This window comes from Streptomyces sp. NPDC002640 (genome assembly GCF_053592575.1).
Map to the genome: position 1 here is coordinate 15,671 of NZ_JBSFVZ010000001.1, position 14,397 is coordinate 30,067.

The 14,397-nt window shown below is 72.0% G+C and carries 8 protein-coding genes, 6 tRNA genes and 1 riboswitch; of the genes, 6 read left to right on the forward strand and 8 right to left on the reverse strand.

Annotation, left to right across the window (positions count from 1 at the left end; genetic code table 11):
* Positions 1-12: 12 nt before the first annotated feature.
* The 8 genes from ACWD3O_RS00055 to ACWD3O_RS00090 all read right to left on the reverse strand — a co-directional run bounded on the left by ACWD3O_RS00055 (position 13) and on the right by ACWD3O_RS00090 (position 7,915).
* Complete coding sequence (locus ACWD3O_RS00055) at positions 13-1,047, reverse strand: M23 family metallopeptidase (RefSeq protein WP_451414360.1); 1,035 nt, start codon at positions 1,045-1,047, stop codon at positions 13-15.
* A gap of 10 nt (positions 1,048-1,057) precedes the next feature.
* Positions 1,058-1,196: riboswitch (cyclic di-AMP (ydaO/yuaA leader) on the reverse strand.
* Positions 1,197-1,472: 276 nt separating this feature from the next.
* Entirely contained in the window at positions 1,473-2,609 is a 1,137-nt protein-coding gene (locus ACWD3O_RS00060) for a PP2C family protein-serine/threonine phosphatase (protein ID WP_451414361.1), read from the reverse strand.
* A 151-nt stretch (positions 2,610-2,760) separates the two neighbouring features.
* Positions 2,761-2,834, reverse strand: a tRNA-Met gene (locus tag ACWD3O_RS00065).
* 49 nt (positions 2,835-2,883) lie between these two features.
* Positions 2,884-4,080, reverse strand: a complete 1,197-nt coding sequence (locus ACWD3O_RS00070; RefSeq protein WP_451414362.1) for a dihydrofolate reductase family protein — start codon at positions 4,078-4,080, stop codon at positions 2,884-2,886.
* A gap of 72 nt (positions 4,081-4,152) precedes the next feature.
* Positions 4,153-4,225: transfer RNA gene (locus ACWD3O_RS00075), tRNA-Lys, on the reverse strand.
* A 141-nt stretch (positions 4,226-4,366) separates the two neighbouring features.
* Positions 4,367-6,703 (reverse strand): DEAD/DEAH box helicase, encoded by a 2,337-nt coding sequence (locus tag ACWD3O_RS00080; RefSeq protein WP_451414363.1) that lies wholly within the window; start codon positions 6,701-6,703, stop codon positions 4,367-4,369.
* A gap of 230 nt (positions 6,704-6,933) precedes the next feature.
* Positions 6,934-7,458, reverse strand: coding sequence for a hypothetical protein (locus ACWD3O_RS00085; protein ID WP_451412995.1), 525 nt, complete (start codon positions 7,456-7,458; stop codon positions 6,934-6,936).
* A gap of 106 nt (positions 7,459-7,564) precedes the next feature.
* Positions 7,565-7,915 (reverse strand): metallopeptidase family protein, encoded by a 351-nt coding sequence (locus ACWD3O_RS00090; RefSeq protein WP_451412996.1) that lies wholly within the window; start codon positions 7,913-7,915, stop codon positions 7,565-7,567.
* Between the two features lie 105 nt (positions 7,916-8,020).
* On the opposite strand from ACWD3O_RS00090, the gene ACWD3O_RS00095 reads away from it, so the two are divergent.
* The 6 genes from ACWD3O_RS00095 to ACWD3O_RS00120 all read left to right on the forward strand — a co-directional run bounded on the left by ACWD3O_RS00095 (position 8,021) and on the right by ACWD3O_RS00120 (position 14,382).
* Positions 8,021-9,679 (forward strand): metallophosphoesterase family protein, encoded by a 1,659-nt coding sequence (locus tag ACWD3O_RS00095; RefSeq protein WP_451414364.1) that lies wholly within the window; start codon positions 8,021-8,023, stop codon positions 9,677-9,679.
* An 80-nt stretch (positions 9,680-9,759) separates the two neighbouring features.
* Positions 9,760-9,832, forward strand: a tRNA-Glu gene (locus tag ACWD3O_RS00100).
* 47 nt (positions 9,833-9,879) lie between these two features.
* Positions 9,880-9,954 (forward strand) — tRNA-Asp (locus ACWD3O_RS00105).
* Between the two features lie 24 nt (positions 9,955-9,978).
* A tRNA-Phe gene (locus ACWD3O_RS00110) sits at positions 9,979-10,055 on the forward strand.
* A gap of 124 nt (positions 10,056-10,179) precedes the next feature.
* On the forward strand, positions 10,180-14,172 hold the full coding sequence (hrpA, locus tag ACWD3O_RS00115; RefSeq protein ID WP_451414365.1) for an ATP-dependent RNA helicase HrpA: 3,993 nt from the start codon (positions 10,180-10,182) through the stop codon (positions 14,170-14,172).
* 135 nt (positions 14,173-14,307) lie between these two features.
* A tRNA-Asp gene (locus ACWD3O_RS00120) sits at positions 14,308-14,382 on the forward strand.
* Positions 14,383-14,397: the final 15 nt, after the last annotated feature.

Genomic DNA, 14,397 nt, shown 5'->3' on the forward strand with positions numbered 1-14,397 from the left:
GGGCGGGGAAGGTCAGAGGTTGACGCCCCGGTCGGCCAGCCAGGCCCTCGGGTCCACGCCGTCCCCGCCACCGGGGTGCACCTCGAGGTGCAGGTGCGGGCCGGTGACGTTGCCGGTCGCGCCCACGCGGCCGATGACGTCACCGGTGGTGACCTTCTGGCCGACGCTCACGTTGATCGAGGACTGGTGGCAGTACCAGATCTCGGTGCCGTCCTCGAGGGTGAGGACGGTCCGGTAGCCGTACGAGCCGGACCAGCCGGCCTCGGTGACGGTGCCCGAGTGGACGGCCTTCAGCAGGGTGCCGGTGGGGGCCGCCAGGTCGAGACCGGTGTGGTAGCCGGACGACCACATGGAGCCGGCCTGCATGTAGGTGGAGGTGACCGTGTAGGACGCGGCGGGCGCGACGTACTGGGTGGCCAGCTTGGCGAGACGCTCGGCCTCGGCCTTGGCCTTGGCCTCCTGCTCGGCCTTCTCGGCGGCGGCCTCGCGGGCCTCGGCCTCGGCCTTCTCCTTGGCGGCCTTCTCGGCGGCGGCCCGGGTGGCGGCCTCCTGGGCCTCCTGCTCGGCCTGCGCGTCGGCCTCCTCCTGCTGCTGGGCGGCCTGGGCCATGATGCGGGCGCGCAGGGCCTCGCCGGCGTCGCCGGAGGACGCGGTCTCGGCGGGGGCGACGCCCATCTCACCAAGGACGCTGGGCGCGTCGTCGGCCACGGTTTCGCCCTCGGACCCGCCGGGAAGCAGGGAGGTGACCGGGTCGAGCGACGGCATGTTCGGCATGGTGATCTGCACGGGAGCCTTGCCGGGGGCGGCGGTGGCCATGCCCCCCGCGCCGACGGCGGCGATCACGCCCACGCCGAGGACGGTCGAACTCCGCGCGAGACCGCGCTGCTTGGTTACCCGGTGGCGGCCTCTCTGGACGGATCCCTCGCTGGGGTTCCACTCCTCGTGGGAAGCCTGGTCGGCGAAGGCGGTGGCGGGGCCGTACGCGTCGACAGCTTCACGCCGGCTCGGCACGAAAGCCAGATCAGGGGCAGGGCGGTTGGACGCCACGGGGGCGTTCTCCTTTCCTTCCGTTCGCCTACCGGGTTAGCTGACGGGTTCGGAGCGGGAAGGTCTCCTACGCGCGTATACAGCGATACGCCCGATTCACCCCAAAAATGGTTCCCCGGTTCCCTTGCGGGATTCGGCAGAGCGCACGGAGCCGTCGCTTGTGACGGCTGGGACAGCCGCGCGCTGCGTTATCGAACGTTAATAGAAGCGGTGGCTCAATTCCAAGCCGTTCCTTCACATCACCCGACGCTTTGGCCCGAACCTATGGATACCGAACAGGGCGAAACGGACATGGCTTCGATCACACGTCACCGACCGGATTGGCTTGATCACCACGCACCCCGCAGGCCCCACCCGACCCGCCCGTAACCCGTTCCAGCCCGTCCCGGCCCGCTCCGGCGCGCCCACGGCCCCGTCCCTCCGGGTCAGCCGCAGCGCACGGCGAGCAGCGCCATGTCGTCCTCCACGTCGCCCCCCGCGTGCAGGGCCACGTCCTCGGTCAGGAAGCCCAGCAACTCCTCCGGTTCGCGGAACACCCTGCCGTTCAGCCGCTCGACCGGGTCGTAGAACACGCCGTCGGCGTCCCGGGCCTCGGTCAGGCCGTCCGTGTAGAAGAGGACGATGCTGCCCGGGCGCACCTCCACCGGGGACCCCGACCGGGCCGGGCCGACCAGCTCGCCGAGGGCGAGCGGCCCGCCGTGCTCCCCCACCTCGAGGTACCGCGGCTCGGTCCCGGCTTCCAGCAGCAGCGGCGGCGGGTGGCCGTGGTTGACCACCTGCACCGTCCGGCCGTCGCGGGTGAACTGGGCGAAGACCGCCGTGACGAAGCCCTCGGCCTTCTCCAGCTCCACCCCCCGGCGCTCCCGCTCCCGCATCACCGCCTGGTCCATCCGGTGGCCGCACTCCTCGATGGTGGGGGCCCGCTCCGCCACCTCGCGGAAGACGCCGACCACCACCGCCACGGCCGCGACGGCGGTCATCCCCTTGCCCCGCACGTCGCCCAGCATCAGCCGCACGCCGTAGGGGGTGTCCTGCACGGCGTAGAGATCCCCGCCGAGGTTCGCCTCCTGCTGGGCGGCCTCGTACCGGGAGGCGACGTGCAGCGCGCCGAACCGCGTCTGCGGCTGCGGCATCACCGCCCGCTGCGCGGTCTCGGCCATCTCCCGGGCGGAGGCGAGCCGTACGTCCCCCCGGCGGACGACGGTGTTCACCACGCCGGCCAGGGCGGACACGATGACGACGGTGAGCAGCTCGGTGGCGAACTGGGCCGCCGAGAGCGCGTCGCGCAACAGCAGCACCGTCACCGTGCAGACCACCGACAGCAGCCCGATCACCAGGGTGGCGCGCAGCGTGTAGAGGGGGGCGGCGATCAGCGGCGCGGCGGCGAAGAACGGCACCGGGGTCACGTCCGGCGGGGTGACCCGGTCGTAGGCCAGGCCGAACAGCAGCGTGAGGAACGGCAGCACGCGCAGGAACATCCGCGCGTGGTGCACCCACCGCCGGTGGCGTCCGACGGCGGGGGGTTCGACCGCCGGGTCCACCGGTCCGCCTCGCCGCAGCATGCCCTCCATGGTTCCGCTCCCGGCCGGAACCGGCGACCGCTGGGCCTCCGCCCGGCTGAAGCGGCGCCCAGCGGACGGGCAGACGTGCGGACGTGCAGACGCAAACACTCAGGGCCGGAATCCTGAAAGGATTCCGGCCCTGAGCCTTCAGTAGCGGGGACAGGATTTGAACCTGCGACCTCTGGGTTATGAGCCCAGCGAGCTACCGAGCTGCTCCACCCCGCGTCGTTGTGTCTTTACTGTACGACATACCTGCGGGGAAAAGCGAATCGGTTCACGCCGACCCGCCGAGCAGGTGCCGGTTGGGCGCCTTCGCGCGCTCCGCGAGCTCGGGGTAAGCGGTCAGCAGCACCACCTCGGCCCCGCCCGCGGCCAGCACCCCGCTGCCGTCCGCACCGGGGACGAAGGTGTCGGGCTCGCGCCAGGCGGTGACCACGCGGCGCACCCCGGCGTCCAGGATCAGCCGGGCGCACGGCGCCGGGCGGGAGGCCCGGCGGGCACAGGGCTCCAGGCTGCTGTAGACGGTGGCCGCGGGAAGCCGCGGGTCGGCGGGGTCGATCTTGGCCAGCGCGGCCTCCTCCGCGTGCACCACCGGGTCGCCGCCCTCCCGGGAGTGGCCCCGGGCCAGCTCGGTCCCGTCCTCGGCCACCACCACGGCCCCGACGCTGAACGCGGTCGTGGACGGCGGGCACTCCTCGGCCAGGTCGCAGGCGACGGCGAGCCAGTGGCGGTCGGCGGCCGAGGCGAGCGGGCCGGCGCCCGGGGCCACGGGCCGGTAGCGGGCCAGCACCATGTCACCCACCGGCCGGGTCTCCTCCAGCCGCAGCCGGCCGGGCGGGTAGGCGCCGGGCCCGAACAGCCGGGGCGCGGCGGGGTCCCCGACCAGCAGCGGGGCGACGGCGAGCTGGAGCTCGTCGGCGAGGCCCTGCCGCAGCAGCTGGGTGTGGACGCTGCCGCCGCCCTCCACCATCAGCCGCCGCACCCCGTACGCGGCGTGGAGGTGCTCCAGGACGGCCCGCCAGTCGAGTTCCGGCCCCACCGGCACCACATCCACCAGGTCCACCACGTCCGCGCCGTCCGCTCCGTCCGCGTCGTCGATCCGGCCACGCAGCGCCTCCTGCGCCCGCGGTGCGCCCCTCCCGGTGGTGTAGACGGCCTTGCGGCCACCGGTCCGCCAGAAGTGGGCCGTGGGGTCGAGTTCACCCGATCCGGTCACCAGGACCTTCAGCGGAAACTCCGGCCGCCCGGCGGCGACGCGCGCGGCACGGCGCTCCGGCGAGCGGATCACCAGCCGGGGGTCGTCGGCCCGCAGGGTGCCGGCGCCGATCAGGATGGCGTCGCTCGCCGCCCGGACCTCGTCCACCCGGTCGAAGTCCTCGGGGCCGGACAGCAGGAGCCGTTCCGGCCCGGCGTCGTCGAGGTGGCCGTCGAGCGAGACGGCGGCGGAGAGCAGGACGTAGGGGTGCGGCATGGGGCGGCTCCGGGACGCACGGCGGCGCATGGTCCGGCCGGGTTCGGCCGGGCGCATGCGCCGCGTCAGGAGTAGGCCCTGTGGGACTCGAACCCACAACCAATGGATTAAAAGTCCACTGCTCTGCCAATTGAGCTAAGGGCCCAGGGTGATGTTGCTCCCCCGAGCATAGCGGGAGGGCGCCTCCGGTCCGAGCGGGTATCCGCGGCCGACGGCGCGCGGGAAGCGCGGAGGGCCCGCACGACCGGGGTCGTGCGGGCCCTCACAGGCGGTGTGCGCGGGCGCGTCAGCCGTTGCGCTTCCAGCGCGGCTTGTCGTCCCGGCGGCCGAAGGAGCCACCGCGGTGGTCGTCACGACGGTCGTCGCGGCGGCCGAAGGGACGGTCCGAGGCGCCACCGGAGCGGAAGCCCGGGCGGTCGTCGCGGCGGTCGCGGTTGAACGGACGGTCGTTGCCGCGGAAGCCACCGCGGTCGTCACGGCGCTCGACGGGACGGCCGCCACGGTCGTCACGGTTGAACGGACGGTCACCCCGGTCGTTGCCACGGAAGCCACCGCGGTCACCGCGGTCGTCGCGACGCTCGAAGGAACGGCCGCCACGGTCGTCACGGTTGAACGGACGGTCACCCCGGTCGTTGCCACGGAACCCGCCACGGTCACCCCGGTCGTCCCGGCGGAAGCCGCCACGGTCGCCGCGGTCATCCCGGCGCTCGAAGGAACGGCCACCACGGTCACCCCGGTCGTCCCGGCGGAAGCCGCCACGGTCGCCGCGGTCGTCGCGACGCTCGAAGGAACGGCCGCCACGGTCGTCACGGTTGAACGGACGGTCACCCCGGTCGTTGCCACGGAAGCCACCACGGTCACCACGGTCACCACGGTCGTCGCGACGCTCGAAGGAACGGCCACCACGGTCGTCACGGTTGAACGGACGGTCACCCCGGTCGTTGCCGCGGAACCCGCCACGGTCGCCACGGTCACCGCGGTCGTCGCGACGCTCGCCGCGCTCCTCGCGGCGCTGCGGCCGCTCCTCGCGCTCGGTGCGGTCGACGTGCTGGGCCGTGGGCTGCTCCGGCACGGAGACGGCGGCGGCCTCGGCGGCCTCCGCGGCCTCACGGACGACGGCGGCCTCGGCCAGCGCGGCCTCCGGGTCGTCGCCCCGCTCACGGGCGGCGCGGGCGGTGAGGCGGTCGGCCTCGTCGCGCAGCTCGGCGGCGCGGCGCTGCAGGCGCTCCAGCTCCTTGGTGAGCTGGGCGACCTCGCGCTCGGCCTGGACGGCGGCACCGGCCGCCGACTCCGCCTGCAGTTCGGTCATCGACCGGGCGCCGGTGATCTCGGCGACCTCGGGCTCGAAGGCCGTGCCGCTCTGGATGATGTGACGCCCGGCGTCGATGCCCGCGTCCTCCATCAGGCGGAAGATCTGGCGACGCTGGTGCGGCAGCGACAGCGAGACCACGGTGCCGGTGCGGCCGGCCCGGGCGGTGCGGCCCGCGCGGTGCAGGTAGTCCTTGTGGTCGCCGGCCGGGTCCACGTTGAGGACCAGGTCGATGCCGTCGACGTGGATGCCGCGGGCGGCGACGTCGGTGGCGACCAGGACGTTGACGTACCCGTCCTTGAAGTCGGCGAGGGTGCGGGTGCGCGCGCCCTGGGTCATGCCGCCGTGCAGGGCGTCCGCCTTCACACCGGCGTCGCGCAGCTGCTCGGCGATGCGGTCGGCGCCCAGCTGGGTGCGGACGAAGATGATCGTGCGGCCCTTGCGGGAGGCGATGGCCGCGGTGACCGGAGCCTTGTCCTTCGGCTTCACGATCAGGATGTGGTGCGACATCGTGGTGACGGCGCCCTGGGCGGCGTCGACCTCGTGGCTGACCGGGTTCTCCAGGTAGCGGTCGACCAGGGTCTTGATCTCGTTCTCCATGGTGGCGGAGAAGAGCATCCGCTGGCCGCCGGCCGGGATCTGGTCGAGCAGCTCGGTGACCTCGGGCATGAAGCCCAGGTCGGACATCTGGTCGGCCTCGTCGAGGACCGCGACCTCGACGTCGCCCAGCGAGCAGGCGCCGCGGCCGATGATGTCGCGCAGCCGGCCCGGGGTGGCGACGAGGATGTCGACGCCGCGCTCGAGGGCGTAGATCTGGTTGCCCATCGAGGTGCCGCCGCAGACGACCTTCATCTTGAGGCCGAGCACGTCGCCGTAGGGCTGCAGGGCGTCGGCCACCTGCATGGCCAGCTCACGGGTCGGCGTGAGGATGACGGCGCGGGGGCGCTTCTTCTCCGTGCGGCCGCCGGCCAGGCGGGCCAGGGTCGGCAGACCGAAGGAGAGGGTCTTGCCGGAGCCGGTGCGGCCACGGCCGAGGATGTCCTTGCCGGCCAGGGCGTCCGGGATGGTCGCGGCCTGGATCGGGAAGGGCCGGGTGACGCCGTTCTGCGCCAGCTTGCGCACGACGCCCTCGGGCAGACCCAGGTCGGCGAAGGACGGGCCGGTCTCCTCGACGGCCTGCCCCTGCGCGGCCTCGGCGGCCTCGGCGGTGTCCTGGTCGAGGTTCTCGGCGAGGTTGTCGTCGACGTTCTCGCCGAGCTCGGCGGCCGTCTCGTTCTCGGAGACGACGAACTGATCAGTACTGGAAATGGACATGCGTAAGCGAAACCTTCCGGAGTCTCGTCGGCACGCGCCCGTCAACTCCGTGTTTCGCGAGAAACCGCCTCGATGCGGTCAGCCACGGCAAGGGAGAGAACGCGCCACACGGCGCGCTCTTCGTCGCTGCGCCGGGCAAATGGGATCAAACGATCTCCCACCATACGCACCTCGTGCCCCCCGGCGCAAACGAGAAGGAGGGAAGCGACGCACGCCACATCCCTGGGCCGCTACACGGCCACTCCGGTCGCGGGCGCCTCGGGCGCCGTGGCCGGCGACGGGGGCAGCGCGGAGGAGGGCTGGACCTGCGACGGGTCCGGCGAGGGCGGCGGCGGGGACGGCTGCGGGGGTGCCACGGTGGGCTCCTGGCTGGGCGGCTCCGGGGCGGGTTCGCCCGGCTCGGCCGGACCCGGCTCCTCCGGCTCGTCGACCCCGCCGGGGTCGGTGGCGCCGGGTTCCTCGCTCTCCCCGGGGTGCTCGTCGTCCTTCCGGTCCCCCGGCCGCCGCGGCTTCCCGGACCGGCCGGGGGACCGGTCGTCGCCCGGTTCGGGCCGCGCTCCCTCGTTGGTGACCCGGGGGTCGAAGCCGGAGCCTCCGGTTGTCCCCGCTCCGCCGGCGCTGCTCTCCTCGCCGGCGGTCCCGGAGGTCCGTGCCGGCCGGGACCGTCCGGAATCCTCCCCCGGCAGGTCCACACAACCGGTCACCACGACGGAGACGGCGGCGACCGCGGCGGCGAGACGAACGGGTACGTACACACGGCGCACGGAAGCCACCTCCGAGGGCGGGGGAGAGTCACCCTGCCCAACTGCCGCCGGGCGCAAGAGGACACGCCCGTGCGCCCCCGCGATCCGTCCGGACCGGTCACCCGTAGCCGAGGTCGTGGAGCCGCTCGTCGTCGATGCCGAAGTGGTGGGCGATCTCGTGAACGACCGTCACCTCGGTCTCCGCGACCACGTCCTCCCTGGTGTCGCAGATCCGCAGGGTCGGGTTGCGGTAGATGGTGATCCGGTCCGGCAGCACCCCCGCGTACCACTCCCCCCGCTCGGTCAGCGGTGTCCCCTCGTAGAGCCCGAGCAGGTCGGGATCGTCGGCGGGCGGCTCGTCCTCGACGAACACGGCGACGTTGTCCATCAACCGCGTCAGCTCCGGCGGGATCCGGTCGAGGGCCTCCGCCACCGTTTCCTCGAACTCCTCGCGCGTCATCTCCAGCACACCGCCATTCTGTGCCACAACGCCCCGTCACACACCCGTCCGAAGCCCGCCGCACCACTTCCCGCGCACCGCGTATCCGCTCGGGGACCTGGGCATACGGACCCAATGGCCCGCATCAGCGTCCGACTCCCCGACGTGCCGCGCCGGATACGCGCCCTGCTGGAACGGAGGTCCGCCACCGGCGCCCGGCCCGAGCTCGGCCGTCGCGCGCACCCCGTGGCCAGGGCCGCGGGGCTGGTCGCGGTGGTCCTCGCCGGCGCCTGGCTCGGCCTGCTGACCGTCGGCGCGGTCCGTGCCCCCGTCGGCCCGGTGAACACCACCATGGCCCTGCAGCCGTCGCTCGACGGCAGGACCGAGATCCGGATCCCGCCGCTGGGCGCGCTCACCCTGGACAGCCACACCGCTCCCTTCCGGCTCCAGGTCGACGTCGACCAGCTGGACCCCGAGCGCTCCCGCGACCTGGTCGACCACCCCGAGCGCATCTCCGGCCTCCAGGAAGCCATCACCGAGGACGTCGGCAGCGGCATCCTCACCCTGGCCCTCCGGTCCGGCGTGGCGGTGGTCGTCGGCGCCACGGCGCTGGGGCTGATCGTCTACCGGCGTCCGCGCCGCGCCTTGGCCACCGGCGGCCTGGCACTGGCCCTGCTGGGCGTCTCCGGAGGCACCGCCTGGGCCACCTGGAACCCCAACTCGGTACTGGAGCCCCGCTTCTCCGGCCTGCTCTCCTCGGCCCCCTCGGTCGTCGGCAACGCGCGCAGCATCGTCTCCGACTTCGACGTCTACCAGCAGGAGCTGGCCCGCCTGGTCACCAACGTCACCAAGCTCTACGACGCCACCAGCACCCTGCCGGCCTACCAGCCCGACCCCACCACCATCCGGGTCCTGCACGTCTCCGACATCCACCTGAACCCGGCGAGCTGGGAGATCATCTCCTCGCTGGTCGAGCAGTACGAGATCGACGTGATCGTGGACTCCGGCGACACCATGGACCACGGCACCAAGGCCGAGAACCGCTTCCTGGACCCCATCCCGGACCTGGGCGCCCCCTACATATGGGTCCGCGGCAACCACGACTCCCGCGACACCCAGGCCTACCTCTCCGGCCTGGAGGACGTGCACGTCCTGGACGAGGGCCGGGCCGTGGACGTCGCCGGGCTGCGGTTCGCGGGCATCGGCGACCCGCAGTTCACGCCGGACCGCAGCAAGCCGCAGGGCGGCAAGGCCGCGGCGGAGCGGGCCGGGGTGCAGCTCGCCGCGGAGATCCGCGACCACCGGCGGGCGGGCGAGCCGGTGGACGTCGCCGTGGTCCACGACCCGCAGGCCGCCCGGAAGGTGGACGGGGTGGTGCCGCTGGTGCTCTCCGGCCACATCCACCAGCAGAAGACCAAGCTGCTGAAGCTGGGCACCCGGCTGCGGATCGAGGGTTCGACCGGAGGCGGCGGCCTGCGGGCGCTGGAGGGCGAGGAGCCCGATCCCATCGAGGCGTCCGTCCTCTACCTGGACCGGGACAGCCGCCGGCTGCAGGCCTGGGACGAGATACGGCTGGGCGGCCTCGGCCTCACCACGGCCGAGGTCAGCCGCCACCTGGTGGAGGAGAACCAGCCGGGCGGCGGCTCTCCCTCGCCGTCCGGATCGCCGACCGGATCGCCGTCCGGTTCGCCGTCCGGTTCGCCGTCGGGTTCGCCGTCGGGTTCGCCCTCCGGAAGCCCCGGCGGCGTGCCGTCCGCGCAGCCCTCGCCACGTCGGTCGGAGGGCGGGTCGTAAACGTTTTGGCGATACCCCTCGGCATCACCTATGCTTCTCACGTCCCCGACGCGCTGAGAAGCGCCCAGGCGGGCCGTATAGCCCTCATCGTCTAGCGGCCTAGGACGCCGCCCTTTCAAGGCGGTAGCACGGGTTCGAATCCCGTTGGGGGCACGCAAGATCGTGTGCGACACTGTTAACGCAAGACGCGCACAACGCTTGGTCCTGTGGAGCAGTTTGGAGTGCTCGCCACCCTGTCAAGGTGGAGGCCGCGGGTTCAAATCCCGTCAGGACCGCTGAGGTTTCACGTGAAACCTCGTGGCTGGGTAGCTCAGCTGGTACGAGCGTCCGCCTGAAAAGCGGAAGGTCCCCGGTTCGACCCCGGGCCCAGCCACCAGCAGAAAGACCCCCTTCGGTTTCCGGAGGGGGTCTTTCGCGTCCGGTCTCCACCCCGCCCACGGGCCGTCCGCCGCGTAATGCGCTCGCCACCCCGTTCGGGAAGGTGCGATCCTGGAACGCGTATGTCTACGCAGCCTGCCTCCGCCACCGCCGCGCCCGCCTTCGGCGACATCGCCAACCGCCTGGCCCAGCTCTCCCTGCGGGAGGCGAACCGGCTGGGGCGGCGACTCGAAGGCGCCCGGAAGATCCGCAAGCCCGAGGCCCGGGCCGCCGTGCTGGCCGAGATCGCAGCCGAGGTCGACAAGGCCGAGGCCCGGATGGCCGAGCGCGCCTCCCGGGTGCCGGCCGTCACCTATCCGCCGAACCTTCCGGTCAGCCAGAAGAAGGACGCCATCGCCGAGGCGATCCGCGACCACCAGGTCGTGATCGTCGCCGGTGAGACCGGCTCCGGCAAGACGACCCAGATCCCCAAGATCTGCCTCGAGCTCGGCCGCGGCGTGCGCGGGATGATCGGCCACACGCAGCCCCGCCGGATCGCGGCCCGCACGGTCGCCGAGCGCGTGGCGGAGGAGCTGGACACCCCGCTGGGCGAGGCCGTCGGCTGGAAGGTGCGGTTCACCGACCAGGTGGGCCAGGACACCTTCGTCAAGCTGATGACGGACGGCATCCTGCTGGCCGAGATCCAGACCGACCGGGACCTCCGCGCCTACGACACGATCATCATCGACGAGGCGCACGAGCGGTCCCTCAACATCGACTTCCTGCTGGGTTACCTGGCCCAGCTGCTGCCCCGCCGCCCGGACCTCAAGGTCGTCATCACCTCGGCGACGATCGACCCGGAACGCTTCTCACGGCACTTCGGCGACGCCCCGATCATCGAGGTCAGCGGACGGACGTACCCGGTCGAGGTGCGCTACCGGCCGCTGCTGGAAGAGGACTCCGAGGACGCGGACCGGGACCAGATCACCGCGATCACGGACGCCTGCGAGGAGCTGATGGCGGAGGGGCCGGGCGACATCCTGGTCTTCCTCTCCGGCGAGCGGGAGATCCGCGACACGGCGGACGCACTCTCCAAGAAGCAGTACCGGTCGACCGAGATCCTGCCGCTCTACGCCCGCCTCTCCCACGCGGAGCAGCACCGCGTCTTCCAGCAGCACTCCGGCCGCCGGATCGTGCTCGCCACCAACGTGGCCGAGACCTCGCTGACCGTGCCGGGCATCAAGTACGTGATCGACCCGGGCTTCGCCCGGATCTCGCGCTACAGCCACCGCACGAAGGTGCAGCGGCTGCCCATCGAGCCGGTCTCCCAGGCCAGCGCCAACCAGCGCAAGGGCCGCTGCGGCCGGACCAGCGACGGCATCTGCATCCGGCTGTACTCCGAGGACGACTTCGCGTCCCGCCCGGAGTTCACCGACGCGGAGATCCTGCGCACCAACCTGGCCTCGGTCATCCTCCAGATGACGGCGGCGGGCCTCGGCGACATCGAGAAGTTCCCCTTCATCGACCCGCCGGACCACCGCAACATCCGTGACGGCGTCCAGCTCCTCCAGGAGCTCCACGCGCTCGACCCGACGGAGAAGGACCCGCGCAAGCGCCTCACCCAGCTGGGCCGCAAGCTGGCGCAGCTCCCGGTGGACCCCCGGCTCGCCCGGATGGTGCTGGAGGCGGACCGGAACGGCTGCGTGCGCGAGGTGATGGTGATCGCCTCCGCGCTCTCGATCCAGGACCCGCGCGAACGGCCCTCCGAGAAGCAGGCGCAGGCCGACCAGATGCACGCCCGGTTCAAGGACGAGTCCAGCGACTTCCTGACCTTCCTCAACCTGTGGCGGTACGTCCGGGAGCAGCAGAAGGAGCGCGGCTCCTCGGCGTTCCGCCGCATGTGCAAGCAGGAGTACCTGAACTTCCTGCGGATCCGCGAGTGGCAGGACATCTACAGCCAGCTCCGGTCGGTGGCCCAGCAGATGGGCATACGCCTCAACGAGCAGGACGCGTCCGAGCAGTCCGTCCACGTCTCGCTGCTGGCCGGCCTGCTGAGCCACGTCGGCATGAAGGACGTCAAGGACGCCGCGAAGAGCACGGGCAAGGAGAGCGGCAAGGGCTCCCCCAGGAACGAGTACCTGGGCGCCCGCAACGCCAAGTTCGCGATCTTCCCCGGCTCGGCGCTCTTCAAGAAGCCGCCGCGGTTCGTGATGTCCGCCGAGCTGGTGGAGACCTCCCGGCTCTGGGCGCGGGTCAACGCCCGGATCGAGCCCGAGTGGGTGGAGCCGCTGGCCGAGCACCTGCTGAAGCGCACCTACAGCGAGCCGCACTGGGAGAAGGACCAGGCCGCGGTGATGGCGTACGAGAAGGTGACGCTCTACGGCGTCCCGATCGTCGCCCAGCGGAAGGTGAACTACGGGCGGATCGATCCGGAGGCCTCCCGCGAGCTGTTCATCCGCCACGCGCTGGTGGAGGGCGACTGGCGCACCCACCACAAGTTCTACGCGGACAACCGCAAGCTGCTCACCGAGGTCGAGGAGCTCGAGCACCGGGCCCGTCGCCGGGACATCCTGGTCGACGACGAGACCCTCTTCGACTTCTACGACCAGCGGATCCCCGAGCACGTCGTCTCGGGCGCCCACTTCGACTCGTGGTGGAAGCACAAGCGCCACGAGGAGCCGGACCTGCTCGACTTCGAGCGGTCCATGCTCATCAACGAGAAGGCCGGGACGGTCACCAAGGACGACTACCCGGACTCCTGGCGGCAGGGTGCGCTGAAGTTCCGCGTCACCTACCAGTTCGAGCCCGGCGCGGACGCGGACGGCGTGACCGTGCACATCCCGCTGCAGGTCCTCAACCAGGTCACCGACGAGGGCTTCGACTGGCAGATCCCCGGTCTGCGCGAGGAACTGGTCACCGAGCTGATCCGTTCGCTGCCCAAGCCGATCCGGCGCAACTACGTGCCCGCGCCCAACTTCGCGCAGCGTTTCCTCGGCGTGGCGACGCCCGGCCCGGAGCCGCTGGACGTGGCGATGGCACGGGAGCTGAACCGGATGGTGGGCGTCCGGCTGGAACCCGGGGACTTCGACTGGTCGAAGGTGCCGGACCACCTCACGATCACGTTCCGGATCGTCGACGAGCGGCGGCGGAAACTCGCCGAGGACAAGGACCTCGAGGCGCTGAAGCTGAAGCTGCGCCCGAAGGCCCGGCAGGCCATCTCCAAGGCCGCCGCGGCCACCGCGGAGCGTTCGGGCGGCCCCTCGCTCGAACGGTCGGGGCTGACCGACTGGACGATCGGCACGCTCGTCCGGGTCTTCGAGACCAAGCGGGCCGGCCAGCCGGTGAAGGCCTATCCGGCGCTGGTGGACGACGGCGACACCGTCTCGGTGCGGCTGTTCGACAGCGAAGCGGAACAGGCCGAGGCGATGTGGCGGGGCACCCGGCGGCTCATCGTGCGCAACATCCCGGTCAACCCGGCGAAGTTCGCCCTGGACCGGCTGACCAACGCGCAGAAGCTGGCGCTCTCGGCCAACCCGCACGGCTCGGTGCAGGCGCTCTTCGACGACTGCGCGCTCGCCGCGGCGGACAAGCTGATCGCCGACTTCGGAGGCCCCGTCTGGGACGAGGAGTCGTACCGCAAGCTCTACGACAAGGTGCGGGCCGAGATCGTGGACACCACGGTGCGCGCGGTGGGCCAGGTGCAGCAGGTACTGGCCGCCTGGCAGGCCTGCGAGCGGCGCCTGAAGTCGGTGAAGAGCCCGGCGCTGCTGCCCAACCTCACCGACGTCCGCGCCCAGCTGGACCGCCTGGTGAAGCCGGGCTTCGTGACGGAGGCCGGACTGGCGCGGCTGCCGCACCTGATGCGGTACCTGGTGGCGGCGGACCGCCGGCTCCAGCAGATGGCGGCCAACGTCCAGCGGGACACCACCCGCATGGAGAAGGTCCACGAGATGCAGGACGAGTACGCCTGGCTGCTGGAGCAGATGCCCAAGGGCCGGCCGGTCCCGGCGGAGGTGCGGGAGGTCCGCTGGATGATCGAGGAGCTGCGGGTCAGCTACTTCGCGCACGCCCTGGGGACGGCCTACCCGGTGTCGGACAAGCGGATCGTGAAGACCGTGGACCAGCTCGCACCGTGACGCGAACGGGGCCGCGATTCACGTGACGGCCCCCTCACTCACGGTGAGTTCGACCAGGGGGGCCGCACTCCTGTACAGTCCTTCTCGCAGCGCAACGCAGGAACCCGAAGCGGGAACCTCCGGTGTGAAGCACCTGGTCCTGTGGAGCAGTTTGGAGTGCTCGCCACCCTGTCAAGGTGGAGGCCGCGGGTTCAAATCCCGTCAGGACCGCAGTGTGGAAGGCCC